The following is a 17,434-nucleotide window of genomic DNA, read 5'->3' on the forward strand; positions in this document are numbered from 1 at the left end:
GAAGTTGTCATCCTGGAGCGTAGCGACGGGAACCATAATTCTCGTCTTGTTTATAAAAAGAAAGCCCGCTTTCGCGGGCTCTAATAACGAATAATCAATAACTTAAAACTAACTACTAATTACTAAGATCTAAGTTCTAAGTTCTAAGTTCTAAGTTCTAAGTTCTATTCTTTCTCGTTCTTGAACTTGGCGAGGAACGTCTTTGTTTCGTTTGCCACGATTCCAGAGAGAAGGATTAGTGCAATGAGGTTCGGGAACGCCATCAGGCCGTTGAAGATGTCTGCGCTAGTCCAGACTGCGCTTACCGTGAGGTACGGTCCAACGAAAATCGCGAAGATGTAGAGCCAACGGTAGGTGAGTATTGCCTTCTTGTCCCTGCGGCCAATTAAGTACTGCAAGCACTTTTCAGAGTAGTAGGCCCATCCGAGAATCGTCGTGAAAGCGAAGAACACGAGAGCCGTGGCAAGGAAGTACGGAGCAATTACTGCGCCGCCCGGGATAATGGAAAGGCCGCGGGAGAATGCTTCCATCGTGATGTTCACGCCTTCGAGTCCGAGCTTTGGATCCCAAGCACCCGAGACCACAATGGCAAGGCCGGTCATCGTACAAATGATAATCGTATCGAAGAACGTGCCTGTCATGCAGACGAGGCCCTGACGTACAGGTTCCTTTGTCTTTGCGGCGGCAGCTGCAATCGGTGCAGAACCGAGACCTGCTTCGTTACTGAAAATGCCGCGTGCGATACCTTTCTGCATGGCGATAAAGATGGAACCGACAACGCCACCAGTGACTGCAGACGGATTAAACGCTGCCTTCACAATCGTTTCGATGGCAGAAGAAATGTGCGAGAAGTTGAGGAGCAAAAGGAGAATGCAGGCAATGATGTAGATGATTGCCATGATGGGAACAATGTACATCGAGACTTTTGCAATGCGCTTGAGACCGCCGATGATGACGGTTGCTGCAAAGATTGTGACGATGAGGCCTGCGATAGCGGTCGTGATGCTCACGGAGTTTCCGCCGATGTTGACAAATTCAGCAGCGTTCGGGGTGAGGCGAGCCATAGCGCTCGTGATGCCGTTGACCTGCGTGATGGTGCCAATGCCGAGGAGGCCTGCAGCCATGCCAAAGATGGCAAAAATCACGGCGAGCCATTTCATGTTCCAGCCAAAGCGTTCCTTGATGCCTGTTTCAATATAATAGAACGGACCTCCGAGAACCTTGCCGTCCTTATCGACTGTGCGGTATTTGACGGCGAGCAAACCTTCGGCGTACTTTGTAGCCATGCCGAGGAATGCGGCGACTTCCATCCAGAAGAGGGCGCCTGGGCCGCCGGTGCCGATAGCGGTTGCCACACCGACGATGTTACCCGTACCGATTGTGGCGGCGAGAGCCGTGCAGAGCGCTCCGAAGCTGGAGACTTCGCCTGCGCCGTCCTTTTCGCTATGCGCCATGAAGCGGAGCGCGTTGTGCAAGTTCATGACCTGCAGACAGCCGAGACGGATGGTGAGGAGGATACCTACAAAGAGGATGATGACAATGAGGGGAACGCCCCAGACGTACCCATCGATAGCATCGAGAATGGAATTGAGTGTTTCCATAAGTTGTCCTTGATGTTAAGGGGTTTTGCCCCAAAAATAGAAACTATATGCTCGTTAGCGTTTGGACATCGGCTTCATAGTCCACGCCATCAATATCGAAACCGTTTGTGGCGAGGAAATCGTGGCGGTATCCTTCGAGGTCGCCGATTTCGGCGAGGTTCTCTTGCGTGACGGTTGCCATGCGTTTGTCCACTTCGGCTTGGACTTTCGGATCCAATTCATAGTCGTCGATGCGGATGAGGTGATTTTCGTCCGTCGGGACTTTGGAACCCGTATAAAGTCTTTCGGTCATCAAGCGTTCCATCTGCTCGATGCAACCTTCGTGATTTCCCATTTCCTTCATGACCTTGAAGAGCACGGAAATGTACATCGGGATGATGGGAATGACGGCGCTAGAGCGCGTGACAAGTCCTTTGTTCACAGAGACATAGGCTTCGCCGTGGAGGTCGTTTTGCAATTCCTTGTGGAGTTCTAGTGCGGTTGCTTCGAGGTGCTTCTTGGCGCCACCGATTGTACCGTCGCGGTAGATGGCATGCGAAAGTTTCGGGCCGATATATGAATAAGCGACGGTCTTCACGCCTTCGGCGAGAACGCCTGCCTCCTTGAGCTTGCGCACCCAAAGAGCCCAGTCTTCACCGCCCATGACTTTAACTGTGTTGGCTGCTTCTTCTGCAGTGGCAGGTTCTGCGCTGATGGTGCTGATTTTACCGCTGAGGCAGTCAATCGTGGCGCCTGTAAATACTTTATCAATAGGCTTCAATACGCTGCGGTAGATGGTTCCGTTGTCTGGATCGACGCGCACGGAGCTTGCGACACTGTATACGAGAAGGTCTACTTTACGGCCCATCTTCTTGAGGGTGTCGATAACGTTTTGGCGCATTTCGTGCGAGAAGGCGTCTCCATTGAACGTCACGGCATCTAGGCCCGCTTCTTTTGCGAATTTGTCGAAAGCCATGTTGTTGTACCAGCCCGGCGTACCCGTCTTTTCGCGGGATTCGCCGATTCCGCCGTCAGAGCCTTCCTTTTCAAAAGAAACTCCAATCGTTGCCGCCTTGTAGCCAAATGCGGCTGTGATGCGGCTTGCAAGCCCGTATCCGGTCGAGCAACCGAGGACGAGAACCGTCTTTGGTGCATCGGCTGGAATGCTGCGTGTGGTGAACTTCTTTTCGATAAATTCAATCTGGTGCTTGACATCTTGAGCGCAACCCTTTGGGTGGGCGTTAATGCACATGTTGCTACGGATGAGCGGTTTGATAATCATAATGACTCCTATTTTTTGACGCCCGCAACTTAGCAATTAAAAGGCTCTAGCTTTGGCCTGTATATAGGAATCGTATCTCCAAAACGTATTTCTGTAGTATTTCTGAAATGTATTTGAAAGTTTTGTACGGAATTGCTTGTAGAAGGTGTTCCAATATGTACCTTGAAGTCGGTTCCCTATTAAGTTTTGTACAATGGAATTTGCTAATTTTTGTCATAAAATAAAATATGGATTTAAAGAGGAATCTATGACTGAAAAAAGTCCTGTCCGTGTACGCTTTGCTCCGAGCCCCACGGGTTATTTGCATGTCGGTGGCGCACGTACGGCAATCTACAACTACTTCTTTGCAAAACACATGGGTGGCACGTTCTACCTGCGCATCGAAGATACTGACCGTAAGCGCTATAACGAAACCGCTCTCCACGACTTGATGCGCGACCTCAAGTGGCTTGGCCTCCAGTGGGATGAAGGTCCGGGTTGCGAAGGCGACTGCGGTCCGTACTTCCAGAGCGAACGCCTGGACATCTACCATCGCGAAATCAAGAAGCTCTTGGATGCCGGTTGCGCTTACTATTGCTTCTGCACCGAAGAACGTCTGCAGGAAGTCCGCGCTGAACAAGAAAAGTCTCACGTGCCGGTCACTGGTTACGACCGCCACTGCCGCAACATCAGCCGCGAAGAAGCCGAAGCCCGCATTGCCGCTGGCGAAAAGGCTGTCATCCGCTTCAAGGTCCCGGAAACGGGCGTTACGGAATTCGATGACATGATCCGTGGCCATATCAGTTACCAGAACGAACTTTTGGATGACCTCGTGCTCATCAAGCGCGACGGCTATCCGACTTATCACTTCGCAAGCGTTGTCGATGACCACTACATGGGTACGACGCATGTGCTCCGCGGTGACGAATGGATCAGCTCCACGCCGAAGCACGAACTCTTGTACAAGGCCTTTGGCTGGCAACCGCCTGTGTGGTGCCACCTGCCGGTGATTCTCGACAAGAACGGCGGTAAGCTTTCCAAGCGCAAGGGTGCTGCTTCTGTCGGTGACTTCCGCGACCTCGGCTACTTGCCGGAAACGCTTGTGAACTACCTCGCACTCCTCGGCTGGAACCCGGGCGACGACCGCGAAGTGATGAGCGTCAAGGAAATGATTGACTGCTTCACGCTCGAACGCATCAACCCGAAGTCCGCAAGCTTCGACGAAAAGAAGCTCCAGTGGATGAACGGCCAGCACATCCACATGTGCGATGATGCATTCCTCAAGGACATCATGGTCGATGGCCTCAAGGCTATGGGCGTTGATACGAGCGCCGAACCGAATGAACGCTTGCTCGAAATCGTGAAGCAGCTCAAGCCGCGTGCACACTTCGTACAGGATCTCGCAACGATGGCAAAGTACTTCTTTGTCGCTCCGACGGAATACGACGAAAAGGGCGCCAAGAAACATTTCGGTGAAGGCTCCAAGGAAGTCGCAACGCTCGTGCGCGATATGCTCGCTTCCATCGAAGACTTCAAGACTCCGGTGATCGAGAAGGGCTTTTACGAACTTGCTGAACGTTGCGGTCACAAGGTCGGTGAACTGGTGGGCGCTCCGCGCCTTGCCGTGTCCGGCGTGACTGCTGGTCCTGGCCTCTGGGAAATGTTCGAAATTATCGGTAAGGAAGAAGTGCTCCGCCGCATCGACGTGGCGCTCCCGCTGATGAAGTAATGCGCCAATATTTCCCCTATCGTTTGTACTCGCAGCTGCTGTACTGCCGGCAATGCCAGCAGGCAGTTCGCCATGACGTCTGCGCCATGGAAGAGTACACGACGTATGGGGGTATGGAACGCGGTATTCCGCTACTTTGTGTCTGTACTCATTGCGGAACGTATCATGTGGCTTTCTCGCAGGAATTTGCGTTTTGCCATAAGGATGATCCGCAATCCGAGTATGCAAAGGTCTATGGGCACAACCGAATTTTTCCGGGTGACTGGCTTTACTTTGACGGGGCAACCCGTCCGTGTGTCGTCAAGAGTTTTTTCCAGGCGAACGATAGGGAAGTTGTCGTCTATAAAAATGGACCTGCGGATGCAAAGTTCGAAGGTCCGAAAATTACGATAGACCATGAGGTGTCGCCCGAAGGCTATCGGTTATTGCCTGCGCAGTGCGTGAATACCTTGTTGGGAGACCATGTCTACCATGTCATCCGCAAGCAGTTTGGTATTGCCATTGGAGTCGTCAAAGACGAAACCAAGGACAAGCTTGTGGTGAAGATGGATGACGGATTAATCGTCTTTATGAGCTATCCTCGCTATGCGGAAAATCCGCCAAATGACGAAGTTGTCGCTGTTGTGCGTAAGCATCTGGAACTTTTGTCTGATGGTTTAAGCGAAGATGTCTCCGTCGAAGCAGGGCAAGGCATTGTCTATTTGCGTGGCTTTGTGAATAGTCTTGCAACAAAGCGAAAAATACAGACCAAAATTGGCGAAATTGCAGGACTGCGCGGCTGCGTGAACATGGTTCGCGTTCGCAAAAATTCCAAGGTTTCCGACGAGGACTTGGAACGACAAATTTGGGATGTTTTGGATGATATTGCTCATCCGATTTTCAAGTACAGTGTCAAGGTGAAATCTGGCGCTGCAAAGGTGACGTTCTATTACGAAGATGAAGTTTATCCTGATGAACTGAAGTCGCGTATTGAATGTATTCCCGGCATAGTTTCGTTGAATATGCATGGGACTGCGATTCTAAAAAAGAATCTCGGCAAAAAAGACCTTTGCCAGAAAATTATGGATAAGCTTGCGTCATACAGTTTCTTGAAAAATTCGTTTGTTCATGTCACGTATGTGGGCAAGCGTTTCTTGGTCGAGGGGCGTGTGGCAAATATTGTTCAGAGAGAGTTTGCGCTATTGGCTGTTGCTGGTTTTGCTCGGTCGGTAGCGGTGGGTAACCGTCTAAGAATTTTAAAAACTTAGGAAAAAGAGGAGTGAAAAATGGCTACAGGATATGAAAAGATAAATAAGATTAAATGCAAACTTCGTGTGCCGATGACGGTGTCGATGCTTGCACAGGCGATGGATTGCGGACCGAGAACTATTTTCCGCCATTTAAATGCACTAGAACAGGAAAATTGCGGCCTCCATAAGTTCAAAAAGGATGGCGAAACTTTTTACGTTATTCAAACCGAACAGAAGGTGGACTTTAACCAGAAAATCGTCAAGCAACTTGAAAAGTTGAAAAAGACGATGAACGATACAACGCCCTTGGACTTGAAAAACCGTAAGCTCATCGATAGCGTTATTTCGTCCATGCAGACAACGGACCCGGATGGATTCAAGGCTGAAGCGATTACGCTTGACCCGAATTACATCATGGATTACGGCCCGTTCTGTGACCACAAGGCTCAAGACACGATGGTCTCGAAGCTTTTGTCAGCAATTCGTGAAGGCTTTAAGATTCGCATTGTGTACAGGAGCACGAACGAAGAAACGGAAAAGAAGACGATTGAAGTTTGCCCAATCAAGCTCGTGATGCGCATTGATACGCTTTATCTGATTGCTGCTGATGAAACGTATGCAGAAACACAAGTCTTCAAAAATTATCTTGTCGAAAATATCATGAGTGTGGTCCAGACGAATAACTGCGCCATGACGCTTCGTGAACCGTTCTGCGTGTATGAACATTACAAGTATGCATTTGGCAAGTACGTCTCTGCAGAAGACCCGCAAACGGTGACACTCCTTATCAAGACGGGCTGGCTTAAGACTCAGTTTAATAAGTCCCGCTTCTCTCCGGCTGCCGAAATCACCGAAGATAAAGACGGCAATATGATTGTGACGCTGAAGCTCCGCTTGACTCCGGACTTTAAGACATGGCTGTTTGGCGTGTTGCCGGATGTGAAGATTCTGAAGCCGGAATCTTTGCGCACAGAAATGATTGAAAAATTGAAAAATACATTGAAGGACATGAAGGCGTAGTAATGGATTACCGTCTTTCTGATTACAACTTTGAATTCCCGAAAGAATTGATTGCCTCCCGTACGGCGGGCAAGGGCAAGACTCATATTCTGTACTGCCCCAAAAATGGCGGCGAACGCCGCATCATGAAGGCTCCTGAAATTGTCGACCTGTTCCGTCCGGGCGATTGCCTCGTGGTAAACAATACCAAAGTGATTCCTGCTCGCTTGTATGGCGAAACGCAATTTGGCGGTCAGGTCGAAGTTCTCCTGGTGCAGGCGCTCAATCCGTCTGAAGCGGGCGAGGCGCGCTTTGAAGCCAAGGTGCATCCGGGCAAGGCTTTCCAGGTCGGACGTGAACTCAAACTTGCAGGCGTTCGCACATTCGTGGAAGAAGTTCATGAAGAAGACGGCAACCGCGTTCTTCGTTTTGAAAAGACTCCTGCCGAGATGGAAGAGGTCATGAACAAGGAAGGGCACGTTCCGCTGCCGCCTTACATTGACCGCCCCGATGACGAAGACGACAAGAAAGCGTACCAGACGATTTTCGCAAAGTACGCTGGCGCTGTGGCTGCACCGACCGCAAGCCTCCACTTTAGCGAACAAATGCTCGAAGACTTGAAGGCGAAGGGTGTGTACGTTGCTGAAGTCACGCTCCATGTGGGCCCGGGAACGTTCCAGAACATCTCTGTCGAAGATTTCACAAAGCATAAGATGCACGGCGAGCATTACGAACTCACCAAGGAAAATGCCGACATCATCAACAAGGCGAAGCGCGAAGGCGGCCGCATTGTAACGGTCGGCACAACAAGTACGCGCGTGATTGAAACGGTTGCCGATGCTAACGGATTCTTGAAACCGCAAAAGGGCGTGACCTATGCGTTCTTCTATCCAGGATACAAGTACAAGATTGTGGACGGCCTTTTAACCAATTTCCATTGGCCAAAGAGCTCTCTTATCTTGCTCGTGTCCGCATTCTATGGTCGCGAAAACACGCTTGATGCATACAAAATGGCCGTAGAGAACAAGCTTAAATTGTTCAGCTACGGCGACGGAATGCTGATATTGTAAGGAATTATTTTGCAGGCGTTTCGGATTCCATTTCGAGCGCTTGCGGAATCTTTTCGTCCTTGCAAAGGATTTCTTCGCGAATCTTAAATGTGAAGTCCTCCAGGTTGTTTTCAAACATCTTCTGGAAGGGCTTCTTTTTTTGTACGCGTTCCAAGGCGCAAGAGCAATAGTTGATGCGCTGGATTAGCTTCACGTCGTCTGTCGGCGTGTCGTGCGAGAAAACGCATTCGTGCATGATGGCGTATTCCATGGAACGGTCGTAACGGAACTTGCATTTGTTCGGAAGGTCCGGCTGTGCTGCAATTTTCTCGATGATCTTTTCCGTCGGAATTTTGCTGCTAAACCAGTTGTTGGCCTGGTAGCCTAAGAAAAAGAACAGCAGGCAGACGATGATGCGGATGGTGTTTCTTCTGCGGTAAGCCATTCTGTTGAAACTGCGTTCCAGAGCGGCAAACGTCATGGTCGCATGTTTCTTGACTTCGTTCAAATCATCGTTATCGCTGTTGTTTACGTTATTGTTGTTTTCAATCATGCTTCTTCAAGTGCCCATACTTCTGGATAGGTGCGGTACGTATTTGCATAGTCGAGACCGTAACCTACCACAAATTTATCTTCAATTTCAAAACCAACGAAGTCGGCATGGTAATTCACCGTTCGTCTTGATTCCTTGTTCAACAGTACGCAAGTCGTGATGGAGGCGGGGGAGTAATCCGCGAGGGCTTTCACGAGGGAATACATCGTGTTGCCAGTGTCTAGAATGTCGTCAATCAGCAAAACGCGCTTGCCTTTGATGTCGAGATCTTCAAGGCCCGAAATATGGACGTTTGCGTTTGGCTTGTCGGATTCGCCGTAGCTTGACGCCTTGATAAATGCAATGCGCAATTTCGGAGTCGCGATACGGCGAGACAAGTCGGCGGTAAACATATAGCTGCCGGTAAGTGCAGATAAAATCACGTCGAAATCAAACGCTTTCAGTTCAGAGGCGAGTGAGTCTACGCGCGCATTTATCTCTTGCGCTGTAATGAGTGGGGCGCTCGGCAGCTTGTACATTAAACCACCTCAAAGTTCAGCCATTGGAACATCGGCTTGAGGGCCGCAAACTTTCCGTCTGGTTCTGCCTTGTATTGCTTGTAGATGCCAAAGACGTGGTTTTCAAGAGAAGTCTTGTTGATGAAAATCTTCAGCCAATCGGCGACCGTGATGAGGTCGGTGATGTAGTTGAGGGTTTCTTCGTTGAACTTCTTTGCTACTTCGTCGATGAGGAGCGTGAGCTTATGGAAGAACATGTGGCCAAGCCCGCCAAAGCTAAAGTGCGTGTTGAGCGCTGTTGCTTCGGTGATGAGTTCGTGAATTTCTTCGATGTTCGCCTTGTTGTGCTCGTTCAGCAACTGCAATGCGGCATGGTGAATTCGGGCGTTGATTTCCACAGTGAGGATCTTTCTCATTGTGTCCGGCAAGGTGTGGTCCGGGTCGGCAAGGCTGTCGATGGAAATGCCATGGTTCAGCGCAAAGCCGGAGAACGACTTTGTGATGTTTTCGAGGTGCATCTGCGTCGAAAGCTGGTTGATGCGCTTCAGAGAATCGCTCGCGAGATTGCTCATGCGGACAACGTATGCTGTCGGATAGAGCTCGTGGAGCTGTTCCGTCGTCATGTTCGTATTTTCAACAAACGTGAGACCGCTTTCCTTTTCTTCGCCCATGGCAACGACGATGTTTACGCGGCTGAGCTGGTCCGTGACGACCAAGTTCGTGGTCACGCAAGATTCTCCGAGATCGTTGTCTTCATAAGATGTGCGCACAAGCGTCTGGCGACGGCGGGACGCAATCTTTGTTGCCGTGATGCGGGAATCCTTGTTGAGGTAGTCTTCTTCAAGTTCGAGGTGGTAAATCGCGGCACGTTCTGCCATCTGCTTGATGACGGACGGGACGTTTTCTTCGGCGTACTTTGTGAATACTTCAGCGCCGTTCCACTTGTGTTCGTTACTCGTGGCGCGAGCGAGAATGTACAGAATTTCGCTCTTGAGATTGTCGCCCATCGGGAGGAACGGCTTTAAAAGCTGCATCGCGCGGAGAGCGTAACGCATGTTCTGCACCGGTTCGAGCCCTTCGATATCGTTGAAGAACCAGCCGCAGCTCGTGAAGCTGAACAGGCAGAACTTCTGGATTTCGAGAAGTCGAATGGCCTTAGCGCGGTCTTCTTGCTTTTCGTAATCCTTGAGCGTATCCTTGAGGTACTGTTCCTTGCGGGATTCGTCTTCGGGGGCTACAATCACCTGGATGTAGTTGTTACGTGCTTCCCATGGATCAATCTTCGAAATCTTTTCGAATTCGCGAACGAAGATGTTGTCGGCGACTTCCTTGAGATGGTTAAAGGCATCGCGGAGCGGGCCTCTCCATTTTTGGTTCCAGTCGGCGCCACCGCCGGTGGAGCAACCGCAGTCTCTGTACCAGCGGCCTACGCCATGAGCGCAGCTCCAGGCGCAGCCTTCACCGTAGAAGTTCTTGAGTTCGACTTCGTGCTTGGGCGGGAACTTTTCGAGGAACCAACCGTAGTTCACCGGAACCATGTTGTTCTGCGGGGCGAACTTGTTGTAGAGCCATGCGGCGCACATGTCGCCAAACGGTTCATGGTGGCCGTAGGATTCTCCGTCAGTGCCAATGCTTACGAGCTGGGGATCGTTACGGTTGGCGTCCCAGGCGCTTTCAATGCGGTGGCCGAAAGTGCCTGCATCGCGGAGTAAATGTTCAAAGCCGACGGCGCTCGAAAGCCACGGGTTGTAGAAGAACACGTCGAGGTAACCGTCACAGACGAGGTTGCCTTCCTTGTCGCGCGGGTAAATGCGGTACGGGCGCGTGGTATCGATATTCGTGTTGCTGCAATCGGTCCACTTCTTGTCGCCAAACTTGCGGAACTTGTCAGCCTGCGTGGGCGAGAGAATCGTGTACTTGATGCCTGCCTTGATGAGCTCGACAACTGTTTCAAAGTTGATGGCGGTTTCGGCAAGCCACATGGCTTCGGGCATGCGACCGAAATGGAACTTGAAATCTTCAATGCCCCAGCGAATTTGTGTACGCTTGTCTTGCGTGCTTGCGAGCGGCATGATGATGTGGTTGTAAACTTGTGCAATCGCATTGCCGTGCCCGTTCATGCGTTCCTGGCTGCGCTTGTCGGCGTCCTGAATGCGTTTGTAGGTGTCGGGCGTGTTGGTACGGATCCAGCCCATGAGAGTCGGGCCGATGTTGAAGCTCATGAAATCGTAGTTGTTTACGATGTCGACAATTTTGCCTTTAGAATTTAAAATACGGCTTGCGGAGTTCGGGCTATAGCACTCGCTTGCAATGCGTTCGTTCCAGTCGTGGAACGGACGTGCGCTTGGCTGGTTCTCGATAACACCAGTCCAAGGATTTTCGCGAGGGGGCTGATAAAAATGTCCGTGAATAGTAAAGTAAAGGGGGGTCTTTTCGGTCATGGTTTAAAAATAGAAAAAAGGTTCAAAAGTGAACCTTTTTTTTAAAATACATGTTGCGACGCGCACTATTTTAAGCGCAAAACCTGCATGGTATTGTGATGTCCGACACTTGCCTTGACTATGTAGTTGCCGGCGGCGAGCGATTGGAGGCTTAAGCTATGCGTTCCTGCCGAAATTTGACCTTGCAAAAGTGTTGCAACGCGGTGTCCGGTCAGGTCAAAAACGGTAACGGTGGCGCGGCCGTTTTGATTTGTGGAGAGCGAAAGCGACTTCCCGTTTATGGCAAGTTTTACGTTGTTTGCTCTTTGCGTGAATATGTTGATGATGGGGTTGTTGACGGTGACATTTCCCCAGCCAGGCATGTCATCAAGAGCGATGATGCGCTTATCATCGAGATTCTTCTTCCACATTTCTGTGGTCGTCTTTTCCAAGAAGTTTCCGCTCCAGGTTTGGCTCCATGTCATCCAATAGCTCCAATTAGCTTTGTCTTCGGCGATGCTATCGATGTCCGGAATGGCTCCGTTTTCGCTCAAGGCAATCATCTTGTTCGTGCCCACATCGCTTACGATTTTGTTGTAGTAGTTTGCTCCGGAATTATGGTCGTTGAGCGGATCGTAAATGTCAACTGCGACGATGTCCACGTATTCATCGCCGGGGTACCAGCTTGCATTGAGGGCGGAGTAATCGTAACCAAATTGCGGGTCCGTATTGATGTTCCATACCCAAATCAAGTTGTTGAGACCGTTTGTTTTTACCATGCGGTCAAAGACGAGACGATAAAGTTGTTTGTAACAGTCTCCACTGCCCACGCCCCACCAGAACCAACCACCGCTTGCTTCGTGAAGCGGGCGCCAGATAACGGCAACGTCTTTCTCTTGCAATTGCTTGAACAGTGCAGAAACTTTATCGATGTCGTTTACGATGTCCTTGTATTCCTGCGAGGCGGTGTTGATTTCCTTGCAGGTGGAATCCTTGAATGCCTTGGTGTAGTTGAAGCACGTGTTGCTTTCGCTAGAACCCTTTGCGCCATTGGCACAGCCACTGCTGCGGTAGCCATTCATGGGGTAGGTGTCTTTGGTGTAGAATACGGTATCTTCGCCGACTTTCCAATGCCATGTGAATGTCGGGATGCCTCCCAACTTCCAGAGTTCTTCTGCCATCAGGAGGTTGTTTTCGGAGTAACCTCTGAACCAGCCTTCATCGGAATGTCCGCCGGCGGCAAAGAGCATGTCGAAACCGCCAATGGCGGGGTAGTGCCCAGAGCGCTTGTAGAATTCGGCAATATCCGTCTGGCCTTTCCACGAGACTTCTGCGTCGGTGTACTTGCAGGAATCGGCAGGTGTGCAGCCTCCTGGCGGAATGAGTCGCATGTTGCCGTAATCGTAGTTGAAATTCTGGTCGCTAATCATCATGCCGCTAAGCGTTGCTTTCGTAAAGTTTTCGCGCAAGAACGAGAATACCTTGCGTGCAGATTCCGAAGCGTTGGGCGTGACAGGTGCGGTACCGATTTTGTATTCCGGATCGGGGTGGCGTTCAACGGTGATGTAGTCCACGCCGATGGCTTGGTTTCCGACCGTAATCTTGTTTTCACCAACCTTCATTTTTGCCGATGCGGACACGACATAGCTCGAATCGCAATTACGCGGAGTCGTGAGCATGGAACCTACATCGACACCGTTGACTGTGATTTTAGAGGTAATCCAGTCGAATTGCTTGATGAGAACTTTTGTGGTAATATCGTAAACGGCGGTCTCTTCGACTTTGACCGTAAACGTAATGCCGCTAGCGTCGGCGGGCTTAGCGTATTTGCCTCCGGAGAAGTCTGCGTCTTCGGCAACGGTTGCGCCGCTCAAATCTTCGGCTTCGTAAGTTGTCGGTGCGGCATAAGCTGATGTAGCCGCGATTGCTGTGGCAAAAGCCATTGCGGAGCGTGCGCCCGCGAATAATTTACATCCCATAATCATACACTCCATTTTTTTTGCGTTGTCATCCCGGCCTTGTGCCGGGAACGTTGTTTTTTGCATTGTCATCCCGGATTTATTCCGGGATCGGTATTCTCAATTACTTTATCAGAATCTTTCCGTTCTGGTTAAATCCATTGCCTTGCACTTTCACAAGGTATTGCCCGGCTGCGATTTCGTTCAAGTTGATGCTTGCTGCGCCATTGATAGCACGGCTCATCACCTGATTGCCCTGCATATCGAAAATCGCGACTTTTGCGTTGGCGCTTGGAACGTTAATTTGCAAATTCTTGCCGATGACGGACAAACTTGCGATGCCCTTCTGCGAACGTAACGTATTCTTGATTCCTGTTGTCGGCGGCGTGACGATTTCGTACTTGTCCCAGCCCGGCATGTCTTCGAGCGTCAAGGTGTATTCGTTGTTCATCACGATTTTCCAGCTTTCCTTGGTGTTGTCGTTTGCCCAACCTTCCATCGCGTAGTCGCCATACCACGGCATAAACCAGCTCCAGTTGGCGCCATCAGCCTTCATTTCGTCAGGGTAGGGCACGGAGCCATTTTCGCTGAGCGTTACAATCTTTCTACCACCGAACATTTCCTTGACGGTTTCAAAACTACCGACAAGGCTAGAGTGGTTGGATTCGCGCGGATAGTAATAGTAGTCGCGGCCCACAACGTCCACGTATTCATCGCCCGGATACCAGTCGAGTGCATTGCTTGCTTCGTCGGTGGTCCACACCCAAATCAAGTTGTGCAAACCTTTCTGGTTTACGAAAATATCGAACATGAGCTTGTACAAAGCAACGCACGGCTTGGCGCCATCGGTGCCCCACCAGAACCACTTACCACTTGCTTCGTGGAGCGGGCGCCAAAGAACGGCAACGCCTTCTTTTTGCAAAGTCAAAAGCGAGTCGGCGATCATTTCCATGTCGCGGACAATGGCCTTGTATTCATCGCTACTTGTTTTCCATTTGCCGGTGGATTCGTCGTAAGCCTTGTTGATGCTGAATTCTGCGAAAGGAGTGTTGCCACTAGATTCGGTGTAGAACGCTTCGACTTCGAGCGTCGGGTCTTTCCAATGCCAGTTGAATTGCGGAATGCCGCCAGCTTTCCAAACGGTCTTTGCCATTTCGAGCGAGGCGTGCGTGTAGCCTTGATACCATTGCTGGTCGGAATTCTTGCCCGAAGCGTGCAAAAAGTCAAAGCCCACGAGAACCACGTTCTTGCCGCTTGCTTGGTTGATGTAGCTGAGTTCGGTTTGCGTTTCGTAGTTTTGCGGGGTGTACTGGCCGTTGTTTTCGAACGGGCGTTCCGTCATGACGCCGCTAATCACGTGCTTGCCGAAATTGTTGAGCAAGAAGTTGTAGAGTTTCTGTGCGCTTTCGGTCGGCTCTGGCGTGACCGGAGTCGGGGAGAGGCTCCACGGGCTTGCTTCGTATTCCGTGAGTTCAATGTAGTCAATGTTGACCCAGCCCCAACTGTGGACGATGCCAATCTTGTTTTCGCCTGTGGTGAGCTTGATTTTGCCTGCGCCCTTGATGGTCTTGAAATCATCAGATGTGCCGAAAGAAATCTGTCCGGCAGAAACATCGTTGACGGTCAAGTTCTGGATTTTGTTTCCGGAAGCTGTTGGCAACTGGTATGTGGCCCAAAGTGTGTAATAACCCGTGGCGGGTACAGTCACTTTGAATTCCAGGTTGCCTTCTTTCATCTGGACGTACTTGCCACCAGAAGCCTTAGCGTCTTCGGTAACGACGACTTTGTGGTCATCGGCGAGGACGGCGTCTTCGGCTTCTAAACGGATGGGGGTGGCTGCAAAAGCAGTGCCTGCGAGTGCAGCGACAGTTGCCGTAGCGACAAAATTTGTGTAGTTAAAGTGTTTCATAAACATCCATATCTCCACCCCTAAATCTATATTCTTACACCCCAAATTCAAAGGATTTTATTGTTGCTTTGTCTCCCCGGATTTATTCCGGGGCCAGTTTATGCATTAAAATTGCTGCTTTGTTATATGAAAAGAGTCCCGTTTTCGCGGGACTCTCGAAACATTTTATAAATCGTCTTTTTACTTCACAATCACGGGCTGCGTCGTAGTGATTCCAATACCCTTCATACGGATGATGTACTGGCCCTTCGGCATATCAGCGAGGCTGAACACGTAATTGCCTGCGCCAAGCACTCCGTTAAAGAGCGTGGCAACGATTCTTCCGTTCATGCCGAACACATCGACGCTGACCTGGCCCTTAGCCTTTGTGTTGAGCATAATCTTGTCGCCGTTGACGGTGAACTTGGACGTGGCGGCGAGCTTGCTCTTGGAAATCGAAGTCTTGCCGTAAACGTAGTTTTCATCGAAGACGATCTTGATTTCCGGAATCATTTCTTCGGTGTTTTCGTAACCGCGCTTGAAGGCGTCGTACTTGTCAGTGTTGAAGTCAAAGAGCGTCAAATCGCCGGCCTTGATGTCGTCGTAAATCACCGTGCCGGTGTAGCCGGAGGCGTAGTTGGCAAGCGTGATGCTGAGCGTCTTGTTGCGGTCGGCAAAGCTAGAGATGTCGATGGAGCAAGTGACCTTTTCACCTGCCGGAACCTTGCAGCTACCGTCCGTTTCGGTCCAGGTCCAAGAATCCGTGAGCTTGAAAATCAGGTAGATGTCTGCGGTGGATGCGCCGTTGTTCTTGGCGGTCCACGTAAACGTTGTTGCGCCGGAGAGGTCCCAGCCGCCCTTGTTCTGGTATTCGACCTGGCCGTTGTCTGCACCGTAAGTCACGGCCATCATGCCGTTTCCGCCCGTGGAACTGGAAATGTCCACATCCTTGATCTTGATGGAGGCTTCTTCCGTTGCGGCGAGAGCCGTCATTGCCTTGAGCGCGGGATCAATCGTGTAGCTGTAACCACCGAAATTCGCTTCGGTCTTGTCGCCGATGTACTGCCAAGCGAGAGCGCCTGCGTAACCGCCGTCAAAAGCCTTGCGGTAGCATTCTTCCGTTGTAATTTCTGTCTTTGCGGCGAAATTGGATCTGTAAGTATCGCCAGCCCAACCGCTTGCTGGGAATTCGCCAATGATCATCGGCTTGGAATCGTAGCTATACTTGGTAGCCATCTGGGCTGCTGTATTCACGAACGGGCTTACGGAATTGTCTTGCCAGTACGGGTAATAGTGCGTCTGGAAAAAGTCGAGCGTACCGTTGGCTTCGCCACCCGCTTCGATGAGGGCTGCGTCATTCCAATGCTTCTGATACTTGATGTTCACGCTACCCGTCGAAACGAGAAGTTCCGGGTTTGTCGTGTGGATGGCCGCTGCAACCTTGTTCGTAAACTTCTGGATTTTGGCGAGCGCCATCTTCTTTGTGGTCCAACCGCTACATTCACTAGTCATGCCCTCGGGTTCGTTAAAGACTTCCCAAGTCATGAGCGCTTTGTGATTGCCAATGGCTTTCACGACCGGAATCAAAACGTTGTCTATAAAAGCCTTGGTGCCCGCGTCTTCGAAAAGCAATTCGTTAGCAGTGATGTCGAGCTTTTCGTTGTAAAGACCCCACTGGTTCGGCTCCATCAAGTTGTGGCTGAAAAGGCACATCGAGACCATCACGCCGTATTCTTCGGCGATGTCCAAAGCTTTTTTCATGTTTGCGATGGTATTTTCCTTCGGGCCTGTGACCAAATGCGTCGTTTCGTCAATTGTTGGGCTCTGGCTCATGTTGTTAAAGAGCCACCAACGAATAGCGTTACCGCCTGCGGCACGCGTGCCTTCCACGGCCTTGCGCCATGCATTCTCGTCCAGCGGGGAAGCACCCACGTCGGAATTGTAGTCGCTCCAGGCGAGGTTTGTACCCGAGAAGAAAATCTTCTTGCCGTTATACTGAAGGTCTGTGCCGCTCACCTTGAGTCCCGGTGCTGCAAATGCTGCTGTTCCGAGGAGCGATGTTACGAGCAAAGTCTTGAAGTTGATCATTGGGTATCCCTTGATATGTTTTTGCTGAAACTAAATAAAAAAGTTAAAATAAGCTATTTTAGAATCGCGGGGGTGTTGACAAAACCGTCAAAAATGTCCACACTCCAGACATCCAAACAACTGTATTGAAAAATAGATTTGTAAAAAATGAAGTCAAGACACACTGTGATAAAGTGCAATATT

The 17,434-nt window shown here is 50.5% G+C and carries 12 protein-coding genes; 4 read left to right on the forward strand and 8 right to left on the reverse strand.

Features of this window, described 5'->3' with window-relative positions; translation table 11 throughout:
- Positions 1-164 precede the first annotated feature (164 nt).
- Positions 165-1,601: a sodium:alanine symporter family protein gene (locus tag B7982_RS13955; protein ID WP_088661277.1), complete on the reverse strand. Its 1,437-nt coding sequence runs from the start codon at positions 1,599-1,601 to the stop codon at positions 165-167.
- A 43-nt stretch (positions 1,602-1,644) separates the two neighbouring features.
- A complete protein-coding gene (gene fabV, locus B7982_RS13960) occupies positions 1,645-2,862 on the reverse strand; it encodes an enoyl-ACP reductase FabV (protein WP_088661278.1) in 1,218 nt (405 codons plus the stop codon).
- 247 nt (positions 2,863-3,109) lie between these two features.
- On the opposite strand from fabV, the gene gltX reads away from it, so the two are divergent.
- Genes gltX through queA form a run of 4 tightly spaced genes read left to right on the forward strand, consistent with a single transcriptional unit; the run spans position 3,110 to position 7,868 of the window.
- Positions 3,110-4,570 (forward strand): glutamate--tRNA ligase, encoded by a 1,461-nt coding sequence (gene gltX / locus B7982_RS13965; protein WP_088661279.1) that lies wholly within the window; start codon positions 3,110-3,112, stop codon positions 4,568-4,570.
- Positions 4,570-5,817, forward strand: a complete 1,248-nt coding sequence (locus B7982_RS13970; protein ID WP_088661280.1) for a BON domain-containing protein — start codon at positions 4,570-4,572, stop codon at positions 5,815-5,817. Before gltX ends, B7982_RS13970 begins: the two co-directional genes overlap by 1 nt.
- Before the next feature lie 18 nt (positions 5,818-5,835).
- Positions 5,836-6,819 carry a YafY family protein gene (locus tag B7982_RS13975; RefSeq protein ID WP_088661281.1) on the forward strand — a complete coding sequence of 328 codons (984 nt, stop codon included), beginning with the start codon at positions 5,836-5,838 and terminating at the stop codon, positions 6,817-6,819.
- A 2-nt stretch (positions 6,820-6,821) separates the two neighbouring features.
- Positions 6,822-7,868 carry a tRNA preQ1(34) S-adenosylmethionine ribosyltransferase-isomerase QueA gene (gene queA / locus B7982_RS13980; RefSeq protein WP_088661282.1) on the forward strand — a complete coding sequence of 349 codons (1,047 nt, stop codon included), beginning with the start codon at positions 6,822-6,824 and terminating at the stop codon, positions 7,866-7,868.
- 4 nt (positions 7,869-7,872) lie between these two features.
- On the opposite strand, the gene B7982_RS13985 is transcribed toward queA, so the two are convergent.
- The 6 genes from B7982_RS13985 to B7982_RS14010 form a co-directional block, all read right to left on the reverse strand.
- A complete protein-coding gene (locus B7982_RS13985) occupies positions 7,873-8,400 on the reverse strand; it encodes a hypothetical protein (protein ID WP_073443074.1) in 528 nt (175 codons plus the stop codon).
- The gene (gene hpt, locus B7982_RS13990) at positions 8,397-8,918 is read right to left on the reverse strand and encodes a hypoxanthine phosphoribosyltransferase (protein ID WP_088661283.1); all 522 of its coding nucleotides are present in this window, start codon (positions 8,916-8,918) and stop codon (positions 8,397-8,399) included. Before hpt ends, B7982_RS13985 begins: the two co-directional genes overlap by 4 nt.
- Positions 8,918-11,338, reverse strand: a complete 2,421-nt coding sequence (locus tag B7982_RS13995; protein ID WP_088661284.1) for a DUF3536 domain-containing protein — start codon at positions 11,336-11,338, stop codon at positions 8,918-8,920. Before B7982_RS13995 ends, hpt begins: the two co-directional genes overlap by 1 nt.
- Before the next feature lie 65 nt (positions 11,339-11,403).
- A complete protein-coding gene (locus B7982_RS14000; RefSeq protein WP_158213019.1) occupies positions 11,404-13,296 on the reverse strand; it encodes a glycosyl hydrolase in 1,893 nt (630 codons plus the stop codon).
- A gap of 103 nt (positions 13,297-13,399) precedes the next feature.
- Entirely contained in the window at positions 13,400-15,190 is a 1,791-nt protein-coding gene (locus B7982_RS14005; RefSeq protein WP_088661286.1) for a glycosyl hydrolase, read from the reverse strand.
- A 174-nt stretch (positions 15,191-15,364) separates the two neighbouring features.
- The gene (locus B7982_RS14010) at positions 15,365-17,251 is read right to left on the reverse strand and encodes a T9SS type A sorting domain-containing protein (protein ID WP_088661287.1); all 1,887 of its coding nucleotides are present in this window, start codon (positions 17,249-17,251) and stop codon (positions 15,365-15,367) included.
- Positions 17,252-17,434: the final 183 nt, after the last annotated feature.

The sequence above is a fragment of the Fibrobacter sp. UWB2 genome, assembly GCF_002210425.1.
Classification (GTDB): Bacteria; Fibrobacterota; Fibrobacteria; order Fibrobacterales; family Fibrobacteraceae; genus Fibrobacter; species Fibrobacter elongatus.

Excerpts from the sequence above, each read along its gene's own strand:
- fabV (WP_088661278.1), bottom strand. The coding sequence starts at position 2,862 with ATGATTATCAAACCGCTCATCCGTAGCAACATGTGCATTAACGCCCAC.
- B7982_RS13955 (WP_088661277.1), bottom strand. The coding sequence starts at position 1,601 with ATGGAAACACTCAATTCCATTCTCGATGCTATCGATGGGTACGTCTGG.
- B7982_RS14010 (WP_088661287.1), bottom strand. The coding sequence starts at position 17,251 with ATGATCAACTTCAAGACTTTGCTCGTAACATCGCTCCTCGGAACAGCA.
- gltX (WP_088661279.1), top strand. The coding sequence starts at position 3,110 with ATGACTGAAAAAAGTCCTGTCCGTGTACGCTTTGCTCCGAGCCCCACG.
- B7982_RS13985 (WP_073443074.1), bottom strand. The coding sequence starts at position 8,400 with ATGATTGAAAACAACAATAACGTAAACAACAGCGATAACGATGATTTG.
- B7982_RS13975 (WP_088661281.1), top strand. The coding sequence starts at position 5,836 with ATGGCTACAGGATATGAAAAGATAAATAAGATTAAATGCAAACTTCGT.
- hpt (WP_088661283.1), bottom strand. The coding sequence starts at position 8,918 with ATGTACAAGCTGCCGAGCGCCCCACTCATTACAGCGCAAGAGATAAAT.
- B7982_RS14000 (WP_158213019.1), bottom strand. The coding sequence starts at position 13,296 with ATGGGATGTAAATTATTCGCGGGCGCACGCTCCGCAATGGCTTTTGCC.
- B7982_RS13970 (WP_088661280.1), top strand. The coding sequence starts at position 4,570 with ATGCGCCAATATTTCCCCTATCGTTTGTACTCGCAGCTGCTGTACTGC.
- B7982_RS13995 (WP_088661284.1), bottom strand. The coding sequence starts at position 11,338 with ATGACCGAAAAGACCCCCCTTTACTTTACTATTCACGGACATTTTTAT.
- queA (WP_088661282.1), top strand. The coding sequence starts at position 6,822 with ATGGATTACCGTCTTTCTGATTACAACTTTGAATTCCCGAAAGAATTG.
- B7982_RS14005 (WP_088661286.1), bottom strand. The coding sequence starts at position 15,190 with ATGTTTATGAAACACTTTAACTACACAAATTTTGTCGCTACGGCAACT.